The organism is Gordonia caeni (assembly GCF_039537105.1).
GTDB classification, from domain to species: Bacteria; Actinomycetota; Actinomycetes; order Mycobacteriales; family Mycobacteriaceae; genus Gordonia; species Gordonia caeni.
In genome coordinates this window covers 12,596-33,061 of the sequence record NZ_BAAAZW010000004.1, presented here as the reverse complement: position 1 = coordinate 33,061, position 20,466 = coordinate 12,596, and the positions used below count along the sequence as shown (strand labels likewise).

General features: G+C 69.3%; 17 protein-coding genes and 1 tRNA gene. 9 read left to right on the top strand and 9 right to left on the bottom strand.

Annotated elements, in window-relative coordinates:
* The first annotated feature begins 19 nt into the window (after positions 1-19).
* On the top strand, positions 20-3,214 hold the full coding sequence (locus ABD732_RS07175) for an AfsR/SARP family transcriptional regulator (RefSeq protein WP_344782092.1): 3,195 nt from the start codon (positions 20-22) through the stop codon (positions 3,212-3,214).
* A gap of 18 nt (positions 3,215-3,232) precedes the next feature.
* Here the strand turns inward: ABD732_RS07175 and ABD732_RS07170 are convergent, their stop codons facing one another.
* The 3 genes from ABD732_RS07170 to ABD732_RS07160 all read right to left on the bottom strand — a co-directional run bounded on the left by ABD732_RS07170 (position 3,233) and on the right by ABD732_RS07160 (position 5,689).
* Positions 3,233-4,105: an ABC transporter permease gene (locus ABD732_RS07170; RefSeq protein ID WP_344782090.1), complete on the bottom strand. Its 873-nt coding sequence runs from the start codon at positions 4,103-4,105 to the stop codon at positions 3,233-3,235.
* Between the two features lie 2 nt (positions 4,106-4,107).
* Complete coding sequence (locus tag ABD732_RS07165; protein WP_344782088.1) at positions 4,108-5,136, bottom strand: ATP-binding cassette domain-containing protein; 1,029 nt, start codon at positions 5,134-5,136, stop codon at positions 4,108-4,110.
* 76 nt (positions 5,137-5,212) lie between these two features.
* Positions 5,213-5,689 (bottom strand): DUF4262 domain-containing protein, encoded by a 477-nt coding sequence (locus tag ABD732_RS07160; RefSeq protein ID WP_344782086.1) that lies wholly within the window; start codon positions 5,687-5,689, stop codon positions 5,213-5,215.
* Positions 5,690-5,816: 127 nt separating this feature from the next.
* Here ABD732_RS07160 and dnaG point away from each other — a divergent pair, with 127 nt between their 5' ends.
* Complete coding sequence (gene dnaG, locus ABD732_RS07155) at positions 5,817-7,730, top strand: DNA primase (RefSeq protein WP_344782085.1); 1,914 nt, start codon at positions 5,817-5,819, stop codon at positions 7,728-7,730.
* Between the two features lie 19 nt (positions 7,731-7,749).
* Here dnaG and ABD732_RS07150 read toward each other — a convergent pair whose 3' ends face one another.
* The gene (locus ABD732_RS07150; protein ID WP_344782083.1) at positions 7,750-8,490 is read right to left on the bottom strand and encodes a helix-turn-helix domain-containing protein; all 741 of its coding nucleotides are present in this window, start codon (positions 8,488-8,490) and stop codon (positions 7,750-7,752) included.
* 162 nt (positions 8,491-8,652) lie between these two features.
* On the opposite strand from ABD732_RS07150, the gene ABD732_RS07145 reads away from it, so the two are divergent.
* From ABD732_RS07145 to ABD732_RS07125, 5 genes are all read left to right on the top strand, one after another.
* On the top strand, positions 8,653-9,630 hold the full coding sequence (locus tag ABD732_RS07145; protein ID WP_344782081.1) for an ABC transporter substrate-binding protein: 978 nt from the start codon (positions 8,653-8,655) through the stop codon (positions 9,628-9,630).
* A 4-nt stretch (positions 9,631-9,634) separates the two neighbouring features.
* Positions 9,635-11,434, top strand: coding sequence for a siderophore-interacting protein (locus tag ABD732_RS07140; protein WP_344782079.1), 1,800 nt, complete (start codon positions 9,635-9,637; stop codon positions 11,432-11,434).
* A complete protein-coding gene (locus ABD732_RS07135) occupies positions 11,431-12,423 on the top strand; it encodes an iron chelate uptake ABC transporter family permease subunit (RefSeq protein WP_344782077.1) in 993 nt (330 codons plus the stop codon). Before ABD732_RS07140 ends, ABD732_RS07135 begins: the two co-directional genes overlap by 4 nt.
* Positions 12,420-13,448 carry a FecCD family ABC transporter permease gene (locus ABD732_RS07130; RefSeq protein ID WP_344782075.1) on the top strand — a complete coding sequence of 343 codons (1,029 nt, stop codon included), beginning with the start codon at positions 12,420-12,422 and terminating at the stop codon, positions 13,446-13,448. The genes ABD732_RS07135 and ABD732_RS07130 overlap by 4 nt, the downstream gene beginning before the upstream one ends.
* 106 nt (positions 13,449-13,554) lie before the next feature.
* Positions 13,555-15,549, top strand: a complete 1,995-nt coding sequence (locus tag ABD732_RS07125; RefSeq protein WP_344782073.1) for an OPT family oligopeptide transporter — start codon at positions 13,555-13,557, stop codon at positions 15,547-15,549.
* Positions 15,550-15,570: 21 nt separating this feature from the next.
* Here the strand turns inward: ABD732_RS07125 and ABD732_RS07120 are convergent, their stop codons facing one another.
* From ABD732_RS07120 to ABD732_RS07105, 4 genes are all read right to left on the bottom strand, one after another.
* Entirely contained in the window at positions 15,571-16,005 is a 435-nt protein-coding gene (locus ABD732_RS07120) for a TIGR02611 family protein (protein ID WP_344782071.1), read from the bottom strand.
* Positions 16,006-16,114: 109 nt separating this feature from the next.
* The gene (locus tag ABD732_RS07115) at positions 16,115-16,624 is read right to left on the bottom strand and encodes a nuclear transport factor 2 family protein (protein ID WP_344782069.1); all 510 of its coding nucleotides are present in this window, start codon (positions 16,622-16,624) and stop codon (positions 16,115-16,117) included.
* Positions 16,625-16,637: 13 nt separating this feature from the next.
* Positions 16,638-17,477: a mycofactocin-coupled SDR family oxidoreductase gene (locus ABD732_RS07110; RefSeq protein WP_344782067.1), complete on the bottom strand. Its 840-nt coding sequence runs from the start codon at positions 17,475-17,477 to the stop codon at positions 16,638-16,640.
* 183 nt (positions 17,478-17,660) lie between these two features.
* The gene (locus ABD732_RS07105) at positions 17,661-18,524 is read right to left on the bottom strand and encodes an AlbA family DNA-binding domain-containing protein (protein WP_344782065.1); all 864 of its coding nucleotides are present in this window, start codon (positions 18,522-18,524) and stop codon (positions 17,661-17,663) included.
* Positions 18,525-18,629: 105 nt separating this feature from the next.
* On the opposite strand from ABD732_RS07105, the gene ABD732_RS07100 reads away from it, so the two are divergent.
* Positions 18,630-18,703, top strand: a tRNA-Ile gene (locus ABD732_RS07100).
* A 47-nt stretch (positions 18,704-18,750) separates the two neighbouring features.
* Here the strand turns inward: ABD732_RS07100 and ABD732_RS07095 are convergent.
* Complete coding sequence (locus ABD732_RS07095; RefSeq protein WP_344782063.1) at positions 18,751-19,302, bottom strand: hypothetical protein; 552 nt, start codon at positions 19,300-19,302, stop codon at positions 18,751-18,753.
* A 266-nt stretch (positions 19,303-19,568) separates the two neighbouring features.
* On the opposite strand from ABD732_RS07095, the gene ABD732_RS07090 reads away from it, so the two are divergent.
* On the top strand, positions 19,569-20,465 hold the full coding sequence (locus ABD732_RS07090) for a VOC family protein (RefSeq protein ID WP_344782061.1): 897 nt from the start codon (positions 19,569-19,571) through the stop codon (positions 20,463-20,465).
* Position 20,466 lies beyond the last annotated feature (1 nt).

Sequence of the window (20,466 nt, the reverse complement as noted above, 5' to 3'; positions counted from 1 at the left end):
GACTGGTTAGGCTGACGGAATGGCGGAAGTGGCATCCGACGATCGCGGACCGGCGATGATCGGCGTGCTCGGTCCGGTGGAGGTGGACGGCCAGTCGGTACCGGGGATCCGTGCGCAACGGCTCCTGACGTCACTCGTTCTGGCCGGCGGCGCAGTGCGATCGGCCGACCGGCTGATCGACGACGTCTGGGAGGGCGAGCCGCCCCGGTCGCCGCATTCGGCTCTGCACACCCAGATCTCCCGACTGCGCCGCCACCTCGGCGCCGCGGAGATCACCGGCAGCGGCGGCGGCTACCGGCTCGACGGTGCCGACAGCGACCTCGCGCGGGCCGAACGGCTGGTGGGCGCTGCCGATCCGGACTCCACGGCGCATGCACGGTCCCTCTGGCGCGGCGTCCCCGGCGACGGTCTGGGCGCCGACAGCGAGGTGGCGCGCGAACTCCGGGTCCGCACTGATTCGCTGGCGCACCGTATCGACCAGCGGTGGGCGCACGACGCGCTGGCCGGTGGCGATTACGACACCGCCCGAGCCGTCGCCGAGGCCCGGTGTGCCGCCGACCCGCTGGCCGAAGACGCCCACCTGCTGCTGATGCGGGCGCTCGCCGGACAGGGGCACCGGGCCGAGGCCCTCGCGGTGTTCGCGACACTCCGCCGCACGCTCGCGGCAGAACTGGGCATCGACCCCGGCCCCGAGATCACCGCGCTGAACACCGAACTGCTCACCACGCCGGCGGCGTCCCCGGTCCGCCGACCGCCGCCGCGCCCGAGCGGGCTGCGCGCGGAAGCCACCCCGCTCATCGGCCGCGACGACGACGTGACCGCGATCGAGCGGCTGCTGGGCGAACACCGTGTCGTCACCGTGCTCGGACCGGGCGGTATCGGCAAGACCCGGATCGCCAACGCAGCCGGCCTGCGGGCGGAGAGCCGCGGCGACACCGTCTGGTGGGTGCCGCTGGCTTCGGTCCGCAACGACGACGACGTCGCCGCCGCTCTCGCCGGAGCCCTGGGCGTGGGTGAGGCCGACGTCTCCGGGACCGGGCGCCTGCGGACCACGGTCAGCGAGATCACCGCGCTGCTGGCCGAGGCGGTCGCCGGCCGCCGGTCGGTGATGATCCTGGACAACTGTGAGCAGGTGATCGACGGCACCGCACGACTCGTCGACGAGTTGGTCGCCGCCGCCGGGGAACTGACCGTCCTGATCACCAGCCGATCACCGCTGATGATCGCGGCCGAACAGACCTACCAGCTGCCGGTGCTGGCGACCGACGGCAGCGCTCCGGCGGTAGAGCTGTTCCTGCAGCGCGCCCGCGCGGTGCGCGAGTCGGCGCCTCTGGACCGGCAGCGGGTCGCCGAACTGTGCGAGTACCTGGACGGCCTGCCGTTGGCGATCGAGCTGGCCGCGGCGCGCATCCGCACCATGAGCGTCGAGGAGATCACCGCCCGCCTGGTCGAACGATTCACCCTGCTGCGGTCCACCGACCGTACCGCGCCGGACCGCCATCGCACGCTGCACGCGGTGATCGAGTGGAGCTGGGATCTGCTGACCCCCGCGGCGCAGCGGCTGATGACGCGGACCTGCCGATTCGCGGGAGGCTTCGACGCGTCGGCGGCCGCCCTGACCGGTGGTGTGGACGGAGCCGAGCTCGACGACGCTCTGACCGCGCTGGTCAATCAGTCGTTGTTGCAGGTGATCGACGACGGACCGCGCGTGCGCTACCGGATGATGGAGATGGTCCGCGAGTTCGGTGAGGAGCGGCTCGCGGCCGACGATGCCGAGTCCGCGGCGGTGAACGCAGCCATGGTCGCGTGGGCGTGCGCACTGTGCGAACGTCTTCGCCGGCAGGTCGACGAGGCCGTCGATCGCGGCCTCGTCGAATCGGTGACCGCCGACGTCGAGAACCTGGTGTGGGTGCTACGACTGGCGCTGGCGGCAGAGCCGGCGGACATCGACACCGTGGTGCACCTCTTTCCGGTCCTGGCGGCGTGGTGGTCCGTGCGCGGGCTGCACGCCGAGATCGGTGCGTGGGGCGGACGGATTCTGGAGACACTGGGCACCCCGCCGGAACACCTGGACGAGGCATCGCGCGAACGCTGGCAGCTGACGGTGATCGCGGCGGGCGTCCCGATGCTCATGCAGGAGTCCACCCGAAGGATCGCGCACGCGCGGGCCACCCTCCGCCGCCTGCACCGGCCCGAGCTGACGATGGAGCGCCCCGCTGACTTCCTCAGTGGACTGGCGGTGGCGCACAACGGAATCGCACGGATACGGCTGCTGGAGCGGGCGGCCGATCACAGTGGAGGCGATGTCGGCCTGCTGGCTCTGGGACTGCGTACCAACGTCCGGGAGAATGCGGGCAACCTGGTCGGCGCCATGCGCGACGGTGCACGCCTGGGCGCCGCCGGTGCGCGTGACCCGTGGATCCGGGCGATGAATCAGCTCAGCACCGGCAGCCTGCACAGTCAGCAAGGGCAATGGGCGCAGTCGATTCCCCACTTCCAGGCCGCTGTGGACGGGCTGGACGGAATGGGCGCCACCGACGACGCCGTGCAGGCCCGGTACTTCCTGGCGATCGTGCTGGTCGCCACCGGTGATCTCATCGGCGCCGAACGCCTGCTGGAGTCGGTGTGCGAATTCGATCCCGACGGGCCGCTGCCGCAGGGAGATCCGGAATCGGTCGCCTCGCAGGCGATCTGCTGGGCTTCGTTGCGTACTGCGCAAGGCGCCGAGGCCACCGACCTGTGGCGCGGGGCCGCCGAGCTGCTTCTGGCCGACTACCGACCTCATCGGTCCGACCCGGGAGTCAACGTCCTGCTGGCCAGCACCGTGTGCGGTCTGGCTCTGGCCGGTCATGGCGGGCACGCGCAAACCTGGTTGCCCGCCCTCGCTCAGGGATTGTGCGCGTCGATCGCCAATCAGATGTGGCGTGACATCCCGCAGATCGGATCGTCGACGCTGGCCGTGGGACTGCTGCTGTCCCGGGAGCCGGAGACGGCGTATCAGGGTGCGCTGCTGCTGGCGAGTGCCGACCGGTTCCGGGTGCGGCGGGACTACCCGGCGATCGACGATGCACTGCGCCGGCGGCGCTCGTTCTCCGGTGTCGACGATCGGACGTGGGAGTCGATCGTGCGGCACACCGAAGCGTCGTCGCGCCGCCGGCTGATGGAGGAGATCGCCGGCCTGCTGGAACAGCGTTTCGGCGAGCCCGTCCGGTAGTGCCCGGACCCGGGCCGATCAGCGGGCTTCGCGGATGTACGCGGCGACCGCCAGGGGGGCGAAGACCGCGGTGATCGCCACGGCGCCGACCAGGCTCCAGACCACTGCCATACCGGCGTGGCCGCTTCCGCAGAGCTCACGGACCGCGGTGACCAACTGGCTGATCGGATTCACCTTGACGAAGGCCTGCAGCCAGCCGGGCATGGTCTCGACCGGGACGAAGGCGTTCGAGGCGAAGGTCAGCGGGAACATGATCAGCATGGAGATGCCCTGTACCGCCGAGGACTTCTTCAGCAGGCAGCCCATCAGCGCGAAGATCCACGACACCGCGAACGAGCAGACCAGGACCAGAAGGACGCTGCCGACGGCGCCGAGGAGGCTGGGGCGCCAGCCGATGGCGATACCGACGCCGAAGGTGATCACCGAGGCGATCAGGTAGCGGACGACATCGGCGAGCAGGGCGCCGGCCAGCGGACTGATGCGGGCGATCGGCAGGGACCGGAAGCGGTCGAAGACGCCCTTCTCCATGTCCTCGCGCAGCTGGGTGCCGGTGACGATGGACGTCATGATCACGGTCTGCACCAGGATGCCCGGGATGATCACGGGCAGATAGTTGTGCACGTCGCCGCTGATCGCGCCGCCGAAGATGAAGGTGAACAGCAGCGTGAAGATGATCGGCATGAACGTCACGTCGAGGAGCTGTTCCGGGTTGTGCCGGATCTTCAGCAGCCCGCGGTAGCCCATGGCGAACGACTGTCGGACCGTCTCAGCCAGGCCGATCGACCGTTTGGCGTCGACGCGGACATCGGTGACGGCGACGGCCGAGCGGTTCTCGGAGTTCGGCTGCGCAGCGGACACGGCAGTGGCGGGGTTCGGGGTGGTGGTCGTCATGATCAGGCCTCCTGCGGGTCGTCGGTGGTGGGGTTCGACCGGCCGGGGCCGTCGCCGGTGATGGTCAAGAAGACCTCGTCGAGGGTCGGGCGCTGGACGTTGATCTCGTCGAGGGAGATCCCCGCCTCACGCAGGGCGAGCAGGACGTCGGGCACCAGGTCGGGCTGGTGGAGCGGGACGGTGACGCGGCCGGCCTCGGGGGAGGGCACCGCGGTCTCGGAGAGCGTGGCCGCGGCGATCCGGGCCACCGCGCCGACGTCGGCGCGGTCGGCCGGCGTCAACTGCAGGGTTCCCGACCCGACGGACTGCTTGAGCTGGTCGGCGGTGCCCTCGGCGACCACCAGGCCGCGGTCGATCACCGCGATCCGGTCGGCGAGCTGATCGGCCTCGTCGAGGTACTGCGTGGTGAGCAGCACCGTCGAGCCGGCGGCGACCAGCTTCCGGATGGTGGTCCACATCTGCGCGCGGGTGCGCGGATCCAGGCCGGTGGTGGGCTCGTCGAGGAAGATCAGCGGAGGGGTGTCGACCAGGCTGGCGGCCAGGTCCAGGCGGCGCCGCATGCCGCCGGAGAACTCCTTGAGGGGACGGTCGGCGGCTTCCTCGAGGGCGAAGTCGTGCAACAGTTCGTCGGCGCGGTCGCTGCCGGCCGCGCGCGACAGGCCCAGCAGACGGGCGAAGAGCCGCAGATTCTGGCGCGCGGTCAGGTCTTCGTCCACCGACGCGTACTGGCCGGTGACACCGATCAGCGAACGGACGGCCACGGCGTCCTCGACGACGTCGTAGCCGAAGATCTCGGCGTGCCCGGCGTCCGGCCGCAACAGTGTCGCGAGCATGCTGATTACGGTGGTCTTTCCGGCGCCGTTGGGGCCCAGGACCCCGTAGACGGAGCCGGCTGGAACGGACAGGTCGACGCCGTTCACCGCTTTGGTGGCACCGAAGTGCTTCACCAGGCCGTGGGCGTCGATCGCAAGATCCGTCGGCGCCGACGCCGGGGCCTGGCGGGGCGGGTCGATGAGGTTGGTTTCAGTCATGCCGACGAGTCTGCGCGCGGCGGCTGTCGTGCGGCTTACACCGGCTTACACCGGCGCGACGGGTACGACAGCCGGCTCAGGCGACGTCGTGGTACGGCAGACCCGACAGCGGCTGGGCGTCGGCGGGATGCGCGTATCCGTGCTCCCACGGGAGGCGCTGGTCGGCGTCGGGCCAGATCAGCTGAACGGCGGGCACGTCCGGCCCGTAGAGCAGGCGGGTCACCGAGAGGTCGGCGGTGTCCACGGCGGGCAGCGCGGCGAGCCGGTAGGGCGGTTGCAGCACTCCGTCCAGGCGCGGGGCGTCGAGGAAGTGCTCGTCGGCGATCACCAGCTCGGCGGCACGATTGAGGATTCCGCAGGCCAGCGTCGGGTCGAGACCGGTGATCAGCAGCTCGGGGCGGGAGAACTCGGTCAGTCCGGTCGTGTAGGCCACGGGCGGGCCGATCTCGTCGCCGTACACCCCGGTCACCGCCCAGCGGCCGGCGGAGATCTGGTCGAGGGCGTTGCTCACGATGCCGTCGGAACCGTCGCAACGGGGGTCGAATTCACACATGGCGCTCTCCTTGTCGAGTCCGATGTATCGCTCAGGTGTTCGATACGTTCGCCACTGTAGGACGGCGGTCCGACAAGCTGTGCACGTGCGGAATCGGCCCGGGCTCAATGCTGGCTAGACTGGGCTGGTGCCAGGCAGAATCCCCGATCGCGATATCACGGCCATCCGTGAGCAGACGCGCATCGAGGACGTCGTCGGCGACTACGTCGCCCTGCGGCGGGCCGGCGCCGACAGCATGAAGGGGCTGTGCCCGTTCCACGACGAGAAGTCGCCGTCGTTCCACGTCCGGCCCAACCACGGGCACTTCCACTGCTTCGGCTGCGGTGAGGGCGGGGACGTCTACACCTTTCTGCAGAAGCAGGAACACGTCAGCTTCGTCGAAGCCGTGGAGGATCTGGCCGACCGGATCGGTTACCGGATCAACTACGAGGGCGGCGGCACCGCCGTCACCCGCGATCGCGGCACCCGCGCGCGGCTGGTGGCCGCCAACGCCGCGGCACAGCGGTACTACGCCGAGCAGTTGCGCACCCCGGATGCGAAGGTGGCCAGAGACTTCCTCACCACGCGCGGGTTCGACGGCGCCACGGCCGAGCGGTTCGGCTGCGGCTACGCCCCCGCCGGCTGGGACACGATGACCAAAACCTTGTTGGGGCAGGGCTTCTCGTTTCAGGAGCTAGAGGCCGCCGGCCTGTCCAAGCAGGGCCGCCGGGGGCCGATCGACCGCTTCCACCGGCGGCTGCTGTGGCCGATCCGCAATCTCGCGGGCGACGTCATCGGCTTCGGGGCCCGTAAACTGTTCGACGACGACAACCTCGGCAAGTACATGAACACCCCCGAGACCATGCTGTACAAGAAGTCTCAGGTGCTGTTCGGGCTCGACCTGGCCAAACGGGACATCGCCAAGTCGCACCAGGTGGTGATCGTCGAGGGCTACACCGACGTGATGGCCATGCACGTGGCCGGCGTGCCCACCGCGGTCGCCTCCTGCGGTACCGCCTTCGGTGAAGACCACATCGCGCTGATCCGGCGCCTGATGATGGACGACTCGTACTTCCGCGGCGAGGTGATCTACACCTTCGACGGCGACGAGGCCGGAAAAGCCGCGGCGCTCAAGGCTTTCGAGGGCGAGCAGGCCGTCGCCGGACAGACGTTCGTGGCGGTGGCGCCCGACGGCATGGACCCGTGCGAACTGCGCGAGAAGTCCGGGGATGCCGCCGTGCGGGACCTGATCGCCCAGCGCATCCCGATGTTCGAGTTCGCCATCAAGGCACTGCTGTCCGCGCACGACATGGACACCGCCGAGGGGAGGGTGGCTGCGCTGCGCGACACGGTGCCGGTGGTGGCGCGGATCCGCGACGTCGCCCTGCGTGACGAGTACGCACGACAGCTCGCCGGATGGGTCGGCTGGGAGGACGTCGCGCAGGTGCTGGGCCGGGTCCGGCAGCAGGCCGGCGGCCGGGGGCGCAGCGGCGCCAACTCCCGCGCGCGTCGTCCGGGCCGCTTCGAGGCGCCGGAGGGGTCGTCCCCGCCGCCGACCGCGCGGCCGCTGCCCAACGATCCCCGGCTGTGGCCACAGCGCGAGGCGCTCAAGGCGGCCATTCAGTACCCGGCGCTGGCCGGCACCGTCTTCGACTCGCTGCCCGCGGACTGCTTCCGCGAACCCGCGTACGCGCTGGTCCGGCAGGCGATCGCCGACATCGGAGGGACGGCCAGCGGCCTGTCCGGGGCGTCGTGGGTGGATGCGATCAGTCAGGCGGTCGACAATCAGGCCCTCACACCGCTGGTCACCGAGCTGGCGGTGGAGGACATTCCCGTCGGCGAGGACAATCTGCCGAGGTACATCATGAGTGTGCTGGCGCGGTCGCAGGAGATGTGGGTCGGCGAGCAGATCGCCGATCTGAAGTCCAAACTGCGCCGGATGTCACCGGGGGCCGATCCGGACGCCTACAACGCGCTGTTCGGCGATCTGGTCGCCCTCGAGTCGTATCGCCGCAGCCTGCAGGACCAGGCCGACAACGGCGATGCCGCAGGGGCGGTCTGAGCGGCCGCAGGCCCGAGCCTCAACTCGCCGCTGAGGGACGCAGACGCAGATCGGCGACGTCGATTCCGGCCTCCCGGCGCAGCGCCTTGCGCAGTCCCGAAGCCGTGCCGTAGCCGGCCACCGCACCCGCCGCGCCGACCGAGGATCCGCCGTGCAGGCGTTCGCCGGCGATGTTCAACCGCGCCCGGACCCGCCAGCGGCGGAAGGGCAGGCCGGTCTCGCTGACGAAGATCCGTTGGACCTGCCGGGCGCTGAGGCCGTGGTCGGCGGCGAGTTCGGCCAGCGGCGAGTCGGAGGCGATGCAGTCGCGGGCCACCGCGGCGGCCGCCGGGTGGCGCGGCATCACCAGTGGGAACAGCGGTTCCCGGAGCGCGCCGAGCACCGCGTCGAGGCGCTTCCGGAAGACGGTGATCTGTTCCTCGGTCTGCGGAGCGACGCCGAGGACCGCGGTCATCACGAGCGTGAGCTCGGGCAATGGTGGGAGGCGGCGGACCCGGCCGCGCGGCGACGTGCCCGGTGACAGCATCGGGCCCAGCACCAGGCTGCCGGGAGCGTACCGCGCGGCGTGCGGCACGTCCGGGGCCAGCCACACCGACTCGTGTGCATGCAGGGTCATGGCGGTGCCGTCGACGTCGAGGTGTGCGGTGCCCGCGACCACATAGATCAGGTGCGGCCAGTCATGGGAGTGTTCGCGATGGCCGAGGAAGCGAAGCGCGTTCTCCGGGTCGCTGGCGACCAAGCTGATCGGCACTGCGGTCATCATCACACTCCTGACGTCCGGTTGGGCGCCCGGTGATGTCCGGTTGGGACTCCTGGGCCGTCGGTTCTGTAGGTAGCTTAGTCTTACCTATCTTGTGGGTTCGCGCCGTCGCGGCCCGTCGGCTGTCAAGCCCTGGAACATGAAGTGAGGCAATCCATGCCGATGCGGAGATCGAGAATCGTAGCGCTGCTCGGGGCTGTCGCCCTGACGCTGGGACTGGCGGCCTGCGCGTCGTCCGAGGAGTCGTCGGGCGGCACCCGAGCGGTGCAGACCGAACAGGGCACCGTCGAGGTGCCGACCGACCCCGAGCGGGTGGTGCTGCTGAACTACGCCCTCGCCGGATACCTGTACGACCTGGACGTTCCGGTGGTCGCGATGACCCCCGAGCACACCGAGGCCGAGGGGGAGTTCGCGTCGGCGTGGAAGTCCGACGCCGAGGAGCAGGGCACCGAGTGGCTGCCGTGGGACGCCGACGGCTTCGACGTCGAGGCGATCATGGCGCAGGATCCGGATCTGATCATCGCCGGCGGCATCGGCTTTCCCCTGCGGCACGCGACCGAAGCCTACGACGAGCTGTCCCAGGTCGCGCCGACGGTGATCGTCAGCGGCGACAAGACCGAGTGGCAGCAGCAGTTCGAGTTCCTCGCCGACCAGGTCTTCGACCGACCGGCGGTGTACCGGGACGCCGTGCAGGCCTACGACGCACGTGTCGCCGAGGTGCGCGAGGCGATCACCGTCCCGCCGGGCGAGAGCGCGTTCTTGTCGATGATGGCCGACGGCCGCGTCTACGTGCTGGTCGAAGACCGGGGCCTGCCCAAGGAGTTCGCGGAACTCGGCTTCCGTCCGGCCCCGCTGTTCGCCGGCGGCGGCTTCGAGCCGTACGTGGCCGGCGGCGACAGCTTCGCGCTCTCCACCGAACAGGTCGGTCAGGTCCTGACCATGGACACCCTGTTCCTCATCGGCTTCCAGAACCACGCCTCATGGGTGGACGAGTTGCGGGAGAAGCCGATCTTCGCGCAGCTTCCGGCGTTCGAGAAGAACCAGGCCTACGACCTGCCGTACTGGGCGCAGCGCGGCGACTTCGACGAGGCCATGGAGTTGCTGAACATCGTCGAGCAGACCTTCGGAAAGCAGGGGTAGCCCGATGGCGAGTGGTCGTTTCACGCCGCTGCCGCTGGTGGTGCGCCGGCTCGAGGTGCGTCGCGTCGGTGATCGGACGCCCCGGATGCGCCGGGTGACACTCGGTGGACCGGAACTGGGCGCCTTCACCCGCGACGGCCTCGAGCTTCCCGCGTTCGCGAGCCAAGCCTTCGACGACCACGTCAAGATCGTGCTGGCCCCGGACGGCGACATCGCCGACGCACTGCCGCAGCAGCGGGAGAACGGCATCGAGTGGCCCGACTCCGCGATACGCGTCACCCGGGACTACACCCCGGTGGACGTCGACCTCGATGCCGGCGAGGTGAGCTTCGACTTCGTGGTGCACACGGCGGACGGTGAACCGGGACGCGGACCGGCCGAGGCCTGGGCGGCGGCCGCCCGGCCGGGGGACGAGTTGTGGATCGTCGGACCGAAGTCGTCCACCCTGGTACCCGAGGACGCGCAATGGACGCTGCTGATCGGTGACGAGACCGGCCTGCCGGCGATCGAGCGATTCCTGACCGACCGGCCCGTCGACGGTCCGGTGACGGTGGTGGTCGCCGTCGCCGACGAGTCCGCACTGCCGGATCTGTCCCTGGGGCCCAAGGATGCGCTGACCTGCGTGGTCGCCGAGCCGGGTGCTCCGAAAGCGCTGATCGAGGCCGTGCAGCGACTCGAGCGACCCGGCGGGGCCGGTTACGTCTGGGCGGGGGCGGAGAGTCGCGCGCTGCTGCCGGTGCGCCGCCTGCTCACCCGGGAGTGGAAGATCGCCAAGTCCCACCTGAACATCACCGGCTACTGGCATCGCGTCGACGGCCCCGCCGCCGCGAACGCCGACCGGCCTGCTCGGCCTGCGGCCGGTCAGTTGCTGCCGGTACTGCCGGGCGTCGTGCATTCGCCCGTGTCGTGGTTCGCCGTGCGGATCGCCCTGCGCACCGGGCTGCTACAGCGGTGCGAGGCCGGTGCCGGCACCCTCGCGGAGCTGTCGGCGGCGCTGGGCATCGCGGCCGTCCGGCTCGATCCGCTGGTGAAACTGCTCGTCGCCGCCGACGTGCTCAGCGCCGACGGCGACCGGATCTCCGTGGGACCGGGCGGGGAGCTGATCCTCGGCGACGAGCACGTCGCCGAGCTCTTCGACGGCGCGTGGGCCGACCAGGTCATGTTGCTGACCGACCTGGAGGAGGCGCTGCCCGCCGCCGAGCCGAACTGGCGTCGCCGCCGCGGCGACAGCTACTTCGCGCAGATGACCGCCGATCCGGAGGAGTACGGCGAGCTGATGGAGGGGGCCGGGCGCCTGACCTTCCTGATTCCCGCGCTGAAGACGGTGCCGGCACTGGCCGGCACCGATCCGCTGGTGGCCGTCGGACCGGGGGCCGCAGTGCTCGCCGCCGCGTTCGCCGCGGACGGGCGTGCGGTGCGCATCGTCGAACAGCCGCAGGTGCTCGAGGTGCTCGCCGCCGCAGGCGAACCGGGCGTCGCGACCACCGCCGCCGGGGACGAATCCGGCCTGGTGGTGGGTGGTCTGGCGCTCGACGCACGCGACGACGACGAGGCGCACGATTACCTCACGCGGCTGCGGGCCACGGCGTCGGCGCTGGTGCTGGTCGAGGCGACGGGCACGGACGCGCTCGGCCCCGGCGCAGCGGAACAGGCCTTCCTGCGAGTGGCAGTCGCCGGTGCTCGGCCGCGTACCCGTGCCGACATCGAGGCGCTGGCCGCCGCGGCGGGCTGGCGGCTCGAGGACGCCGTACCCCTCGGCTGGGGAGTCGAGGCGCTGACGCTGGTGTCGGCCGACTCTCGGTGATCGTCCGCAGGCTCGCGTGGTTCACCGCCGCCTGCGCCCTGCTGGTGGTCGTGGCGGCGGTCAGTATCGCCGTCGGTTCGGCCAACCTGCCGCCGTCGACGGTGTGGGCGGCGCTGACCGCCTCCGACGGTTCGATCGACCACAACACGATCCTGCAGTTGCGGCTTCCGCGGACCGTGCTCGGTCTGCTGGTCGGTGCGGCGCTGGGGGTCGGCGGCGCCCTGATGCAGGCGCTGACCCGCAATCCGCTCGCCGATCCGGGGATCCTGGGCGTCAACGCCGGCGCCGCAGTGGCGGTGGCACTGGGCGTCGCCTTCCTCGGCTACACGCGGATCGACCAGTATCTGTGGCTGGGGTTCGTCGGTGCGGTGGTCGGTGCGGTCCTGGTGGTGGCGATCGCTTCGAAAGCGCCGGGCGGGGCGACACCGCTGCGGCTGACGCTGGTCGGGGTCGCGGTGACGGCGGTCTTCAACGGCATCGCGATGAGCCTGTCGCTGGTGGATCCCGAACGTTTCGACCGCATGCGCTTCTGGGGTGTGGGCAGCATCGCCGATCGGCCGGAGGGCACGGTCGCCACAATCGCCCCGTTCATCGTCGTCGGGCTGGTGCTGGCGCTAGCGAGCGGCCGCGCACTGAACGCGCTGGCGCTGGGTGACGAACTCGCCGCCACGGTGGGTGCGCGGGTCGCGGTGATCCGGTTGTCCGGGCTGCTGGGGCTGGTGCTGCTGTGCGGTGCGGCGACTGCCGCGGCGGGCCCGATCGCCTTCGTCGGGCTGATGATCCCGCACGCGGTGCGGATGACCGTCGGACCCGATCAGCGGTGGGTGATGGCCTTCGCGGTGGTGCTGGGCCCGGTCCTGCTGCTCACCGCCGACATCGTCGGGCGCCTGGTGATCTGGCCCGACGAGCTGTCGGTAGGCGTGGTGACGCCACTGGTGGGTGCGCCGGTGCTGATCTGGCTGGTGCGCCGGCTCGGAGTCCGACGATGACCGCCCCGTCAGCATTGAGTCTCGGCCCGGTGAGCATGCGGTACCGGCCGCGCTCGGCGGCGGTGAATCTGGTGATCGCCGTCGTCGTGCTGGTGTGCATCCTGCTGGCACTGATCCTCGGCAAGCACGGGCTCACGCCGGTCGAAGTGTGGCAGGGGCTCACCGGTCAGGGCAGTCGGCGCGTGGAGTTGACCCTGGACCGGCGGATCCGGCGCGCGGCGGCCGCGGCGATCTTCGGTGCCTGCCTGGGCGTGAGCGGCATGATCTTCCAATCGCTGACCCGCAATCCGCTCGGGAGTCCCGACGTGATCGGCCTGAACTCCGGCGCCTACACCGGGGTGGTGGCGGTGCTGATGTTCGGCGGTTCGGGCTACGCGCTGATGGCCTCGGGGGCCGTCGCCGGGTGCGTCGTGGCGGCAGCGGTGGTCTTCCTGCTGTCGTACCGGGGCGGGGTCAACGGCTTCCGCCTGATCATCGTCGGGATCGCGGTGGGGGCCGTCCTGTCGTCGCTGAATCAGTGGTTCAGCGTCAAAGCCGACCTCGACGAGGCGATGCGCGCCGCGATCTGGGGTGCCGGTTCGCTGAACTCGATCGCGTGGGTGCCGTTGCTGTCGGTCACGGCGGTGGCGGTGCTGCTGATGCCGGTGTTGCCGATGCTCGGATACCGGATTCGGCAGCTGGAACTGGGTGACGAAACCGCCACGGCGCTCGGCTTGCGGGTGGAACCCACCCGCGTGCTGCTGATCCTCGTCGGCGTCGTGTACACGGCCGTGGTGACCGCCATCGCGGGCCCGATCGCGTTCATCGCGCTCGCTGCCCCGCAGATCGCGCGGCGAGTGCACGGCGGGGGAGCGTCGTTGACGATCAGCGGGTCGGCGCTGGTCGGAGCGATGTTGCTCAGCGTCGCGGACCTGATCGCGCAGTATGTGTTCACCGGTGTGCGGTTGCCGGTGGGCGCGGTGACCGTCGTGCTCGGCGGTGTCTATCTGATCTGGCTCCTGTTGCGGGAGAACGCGCGCCATTGACCTCCTTCTCGGGGGACTATTGTTCGAGTGTTCGTGCGGTGACCGCCGCACGCCCGGCCTCACCGAAGGGGCGGGGAAGCACGACCGGTGACGCGGAGGAGAACTGATGGCGACGACGGGTACAGCGGCTCCGGGTCGCTCGGCGATGCGGGAGCTGACGCTGCGGGCCGTGGTCCTCGGTGGGCTCATCACCCTCGTCTTCACCGCCGCGAACGTCTACCTGGGCCTGAAGGTCGGACTGACCTTCGCCACGGCGATTCCTGCGGCTGTGATCTCCATGTCGATCCTGCGGTACTTCGCGAACCACTCGATCGTCGAGAACAACATCGTCCAGACCATCGCCTCGGCGGCAGGCACCCTGTCGGCGATCATCTTCGTCCTGCCCGGCCTGATCATGATCGGCTGGTGGAGCGGATTCCCGTACTGGGAGACGGTGGCCGTCTGCGCCATCGGCGGCCTGCTCGGCGTCATGTATTCCATCCCCCTGCGCCGCACCCTGGTGACCGGCTCGGATCTGCCCTATCCCGAGGGCGTCGCCGCGGCCGAGGTCCTCAAGGTCGGCGACAGCGAGGTCGGCGCCGAGCAGAACCGCGGCGGCATGCGGATGATCGTCGTCGGCTCGCTGGCCGCCGCCGGGTTCTCGTTGGCGGCCTCGCTCAAGGTGATCAGCAGTTCGGTGGCCGGGGCGTTCAAGATCGGCAGCGGTGCCACCATGTACGGCGCCAGCTTGTCGTTGGCGCTGATCGGTGTGGGACACCTGGTCGGTGTGAGCGTCGGTGTGGCGATGCTGGTCGGCCTGGTGATCTCGTACGGGATCCTGCTGCCGGAGCAGTCGTGGGGCCAGTTGGCCGACGGTGATCTGCTCGACGACGTCAGTGCGATCTTCAGTTCCGATGTGCGGTTCATCGGTGCCGGCGCGATCGCGGTGGCCGCGGTGTGGACGCTGGTGACGCTGATCCTGCCGATCGCGCGCGGCATCGCCGAGTCGCTGCGCAGCGCCCGCGAACGCAAGGACGGCATGGCGGTCGACATCACCGAGCGCGACATCCCGTTCCAGTGGGTGGCCGTCTCGGTGCTGGTGGCGATGTTCCCGATCGGCTGGCTGCTGTGGGACTTCCTGCAGGGCACGCCGCTGGCCGGCCAGAGCGGCGGCATGCTGGTGGTCAGCATCGTCTTCGTGCTGCTCATCGGACTGGTCGTCGCGGCCGTCTGCGGTTACATGGCGGGTCTGATCGGCTCGTCGAACAGCCCGATCTCCGGTGTGGGCATCGTGGTGGTGATGCTGGCGGCGCTGCTGCTCAAGATGACGCACGGCACCGGTGACGCGCTCGCTATGACCGCCTACACGCTGTTCACGGCGGCCGTCGTCTTCGGCGTCGCGACCATCTCGAACGACAATCTTCAGGACCTCAAGACCGGCCAGCTGGTCGGCGCCACCCCATGGAAGCAGCAGGTCGCGCTGATCATCGGTGTGGCCTTCGGTGCGGTGGTCATCCCGCCGGTGCTCCAGCTGATGAACACCGCCTTCGGATTCCAGGGGGCTCCCGGCGCCTCCAGCGACGCGCTTGCGGCCCCGCAGGCCGCTCTGATGTCGTCGCTGGCCGAGGGCGTCTTCGGCGGCGACCTCGACTGGGGGCTGATCTTCCTCGGCGGCGCGATCGGTGCCGTGGTGATCCTGGTCGACGAGGTGCTCAAGCGCACCACGTCGCTGCGCATTCCGCCGCTGGCGGTCGGCATGGGCATGTACCTGCCGATGGCGATCACACTGATCATCCCGATCGGCGCTTTCATCGGCCGCGCCTACGACAAGTGGGCCGACCGCGACTCGGTCGACGCCAGCCGTAAGAAGCGCCTGGGCGTGTTGATGGCGACCGGTCTGATCGTCGGCGAGAGCCTCTACGGGGTGCTCTTCGCCGGCATCGTCGCCGGCTCCGGCCAGGACGACCCGCTGGCGCTGCCGTTCATCGGCGAGGGCTACGGCGACTGGGCGCAGCTGGTCGGCGTCATCGCCTTCGCGGTGCTGGTCACCTGGCTGTACCGGTACACGCGCAGGACCGCCGACAAGCCCTACGACGGGCCGCCGGTCACCTCGGTGCTGTAGCTCTGCCCGGTACGCCGGCTCTCAGGACAGCAGCGGGGAGTTCAGCCACGGCCAGTCGAGACCGACCCATCCACCGGCCAGAGCGAGTGCGCCGGTGAGCCAGAGGGTCGCGATCACGATCGCGCAGGTCGCTATGCCCAGCACCACCTGTGCCAGCAGGTTCCCGTCGATGTACTTGGAGTACAGCCGGTTCAGCCTGTACATGATCCAGTGGCGCAACCGGGCCGCCCACTCGAGTTCCTGCGACAGGATCAGGAGACCGAGGAAGACGATCGCCCATCCTGGGCCGGGGTAGGGGATCGCGACGATCCCGGCGGCGGTGACCAGCACGCCGACGGTGATCGTCACATAGCGCAGAACGAATCCCAGCCGATGGTTGTGCCGGACATGGTGGTAGCGGCGGCCCAGTCGCCGCAGGAAGCCGGGTTTGTCGTCGGTGCGAGCGTCGGCAGGCATATGCCAATCATGCCGATTCCGTCCCGCCCGCGTCGACCGGAGAGGTGGGGGTGGTGGTGCTGACTCACCCGATCCGGTCGACGCGTGCGGGTCTCATACGACGGCCGGCCTACAACTGCCAGAGCGGATCGGTGCGGTCGCGCTTACCCACCGGGAACGACGGTGCATACGGCGATTCGCCGTTGGGGGCGACGGGAATCGACCAGTCGAAGACCACGCGCCGTTCGGTGATTCGCCACTGGCCGTCGCGGAACGCGAAGCGATCCAGATAGCGGCCCATGATGAAGTCGTCGTCTTCGCGACCCTCCATTCGCTGGATCGACAGGAAGTAGCTCTCCGATCTCGCGGTCTCGCCATCGAGGTCGATGATCACATTCGTGAGCTCGTGCCGGGCGACGCTGACGGTGTCGAGGTGCTCGACGACGAAGTCGCAGTACGAGCGGGCGGGGCCGTCGTAGAAGTCGCCGTGATGTTCGACGGCATCCTCGTGATAGGCCGAGCGCATGAGGTCTGCGTCACCGCGATCGAGTCCCCGGCAGTAGCGGAAGAGCGCATCGCGGATCTCCTCCTTGCTCACTGCTGCCAGGATCCGTGCGTCCATGCTGTTCGGAGTCGTCATGGTGTCTCCGCCGCTACTTGATCGTGGCGCCGGTGTCGACGGGCAGGGCCACCCCGGTGAGGTACCTCGCCTCGTCGGAGAGCAGGTAGATCATCGCGTTGGTGACGTCGTCGCAGTCGATCCACGGTGTGGGCAGGTTCGAGAGGGATTCGAAGCCCGGCATGGCCTTCTCCTGCGTGGGGTTCGGGTCACCCGGCGCGAACATCGAATAGGTGCCCGGATTCTGGATCATCATGGTGTCGACGTTGGTCGGATGTACCGTGTTGAACCGGATGCCGTCCTGTGCCAGCTCGTTCGCCATGGTCCGCATCAGGCCGACGATCGCGTGCTTGGCCGACACGTAGTGCGCCACGTGCTGAATGCCTTTGAGCCCGCCGATCGAGGAGGTGAAGACCATCGAACCGCCGGTGCCCTGTTCCAGGAGGATCGGCACGGCGGCTTTGGCGGTGTGCCACACCCCTGTCAGATTCACGTCGATCATGTCGCGCCACTGCTCGTCGGACAGCTCCCACGACTTGCCGTAGGTCGCGATCCCGGCGTTGGCGACCACGCAGTCCAGGCGTCCGAGCGCGGCGACTCCGTCCTGCAACACCTTCGCCAAGCCGGCGCCGTCGCGCACGTCGGCCTTGCGCGCATAGATCCGCCGGCCGGTGGCCTCCACGAGCCGGACGGTCTCGTCGAGCTCGGCGCTGGTGGCCAGCGGATAGAACTCGCTGACGGTATCGATGTCCTCGCAGATGTCCACGGCGATGATGTCCGCGCCCTCTTCGGCCATGCGTACGGCGTGGTTCCGCCCCTGCCCGCGTGCCGCGCCGGTGATGAAGACGACCTTGTCCTGCAATCTGCCTGCCATTGATGACTCCTCGGTTTCCGTCGGAAGGTGATCGTGCCGGAAGGTGGTCCGCCAATCCGACAGGTCGGCGACAACCGGGGTATTGATAGGCACGATTACCATCGATACTAGGGTCGGTGAACTCTCCGAGTGGCGAAAACGCCGATCGCAGGCGTCGGTTCTGGGTCTGGGTGGTGGACCCGCTCAGCGCTCAGCGGTGAATCGCACCGTGGCCCGCAGTTGTGCGGCGAGGTTCGGTCCCAGGTTCAGCGGCCAGCGGTGCATGATGTACTCCGCGGCCTGGTCGACGGCCAGTTGGCGGGTGGAGTTGCCGATCCTCACCCAGAATTCGCGTGGCGCGTTCTTCGACGGCACCAGATACACCGGACGGGGTGAGGCGGACACGCTGATGCGACAGACTTCGCGGGCGCCGTCGTCGGTAGGGACCGCCTCGACGGCCACGTCGGCGCCGGCGGCGGCGATCTGGCCGAGCGCAGTGGACATCAGGTCGCGCAGCCACAGCTCGTAGCGGTCGGCGTCGGCGGTGCGCAGGGTGGAGTAGTCCAGGTCCAGGCCGAGGGGCACACCGTCGTCGTCGACGCCGATCAGCAGGGTGCCGCCGTCGCCGTTGAGAAAGGCGGCGAGGGTCTTGGCGATGACCGACTCCATCCGGGGGTCCTTCTCTCCGGTGCGCACGTTGACTCGGGCGGTCGACTTGAACTCGACGTGGTCGGTCTCGCCGCCGGCGAGCAGGTCGGGGATGCTGGTGGGCGGCGGCCGTTGCAAGCGCGCGGCCAGGGCGCTGTAGGCGGCGATCGCGGCGACCGATCCGATCAGACAGGCGATGATCGGCAGCGGTGCGATGAGCCGGGTCTGATCGGTGACCGCGCCCGCCACCAGAAGCCCGATCGCCGATCCGAAGATCGAGACGACGATCGCCGAGGATGTCCGCAGTTGGGCGCGGCGGCCGAGAAGGAAGCGGGCCACGCTGCTCAGAACGAGCGCCGCCACCAGCACCGTCAGCAGGGCGACGCCGATGATCCACAGCGGTTCGTTGATCTTCGTCACCGCGCTCAATCTACCGGTGGACGCGGCGGGCCGATCGACGGCGCTGCCGCACGACGGAGGGGCACCCGCTAGGCTTCTGAACGGCCCGGCGCAGACCGGGTGCGAGGGGCTATAGCTCAGTTGGTTAGAGCCGCGGACTCATAATCCGTAGGTCCCGGGTTCGAGCCCCGGTAGCCCCACTGCGGACGGGCGGGGCGAACGTGCGGCCATGTCCTGGCCTGAGACGTCAGCTCAGCGCGATCGCGCCACCGGTCGGAGTACTGGTCGGCTTGTCGCCGCCACCGATGTCGCGGCCGATCCAGACCCCGGGTGTCAGCTGGCGGTACTCGTGCAGGCTCAGTTCGACACCGTGGAAGTCGCGCGAGAAGTCGGCGGCGTACACGGGCTTCTGGTCGATCCGGGACACCGATTCCACGAGCGGCCCGCCGGCGTCCCGGCCGGTGATGTAGTCCTTGTAGACCCAGGGACGGCCCTGTCGGGTAGTGAAGGTCAGAGTGTCGCCCAACCGGCCTTGCGTCAGGGTCATCTGCTGAGCCAGCGGGTACGAGAGGTGCTTTCCGCTGACCTGGAACAGCGGGAGAAGAGAGATCTTCTTCGTTCCAGTGGGAGCAGCACCGACCGGTGCCTCGTCGAACAGGGCCAGGATCTGTTCGGTGGTGCAGTGCCGCATCAGCGAGTCGACGGTGCGGACGTCATCAGTCGGGTCGACGACGCACCGCTTTCCGTCGGGTTCGGCGCTGCCGGGCGCTGTGGGAGCGGCAGCGGCATATCCCGCCACTCCGGAAGTGAGGAGAAGAGCTGTCGCCGTTGCGGCGACGAGAGGACGAAATCGTTGCATTTGCACGAATCGACCCTAACGGATCATCAACGGCGCCAACGACATCGGCTGCGAACGCGGTGCCACTGGCGTCTGTGACCCGCCGTCGAAGGCTCGTTGCCGCCGGTGCGATGGGCGGTTCGGGAAGTCGTCGACGGTTGTCGTCCCAGGGAATCTGTCGCACCAGGCGGGCAGAATGGAAGTGTCGTCGACCCGGGAGAGCAGTCATGCAGAAGATCGTCCCCAACATCTGGTGCAACGGAAACGCCGAGGAAGCCGCGGAGTTCTACGCCTCCGTCCTGCCGGAGGCGAGTGGCCGGGTCCTCAGCCGGTATCCGACAGAGGGCCTCCTCGACTTCCAGAAGGAGATGGCCGGGTTGCCGCTGACGGCGGAAGTGCTGATCGACGGTTTCCAGCTGATCCTGATCAACGCGGGGCCGGAGTTCTCGCCCAACCCCTCGATCTCGTTCATGCTCAACTTCGATCCCTCCCGCGATCCGGATGCCGCTGGGGCACTCGATCGTGTCTGGGCCGGGCTCGCCGACGGCGGCGAGGTGCTCATGGAACTCGGCGAGTATCCGTTCAGTCCGCGCTACGGATGGGTGGCCGACCGGTTCGGCGTCACCTGGCAGCTGATCCTCACCGATCCGGCGGGGGAGCCGCGCCCGTTCGTGCTGCCGTCGCTGATGTTCTGCGGTCCCGTCCAGAATCGAGCCAAGGCCGCGATCGACAAGTACACGTCCCTGTTCGATGACTCGGCGATCGGCACGCTGGTCGATTACGCCACCGCGACCGGCACTGCCGACGCCGGCGCGGTGATGTTCAGCGACTTCACCCTGGTCGGCGAATGGTTCACGGCGACGGATTCGGCCGGCCCGCACGACTTCACGTTCGGCAACGGGGTGTCCCTACAGGTGAACTGCGCCGACCAGGCCGAGATCGACCGCTACTGGGCCGCCTTGTCGGCGGTGCCGGAAGCCGAGCAGTGCGGCTGGTGTGCGGACGAGTTCGGTGTCAGCTGGCAGATCGTGCCGGGCGGCATGGACGACCTGATGGTCACTCCCGAGGCTTACGCTGCCGTGATGGGTATGAAGAAGATCGTGATCGACGCTCTCCCCGGTTAGA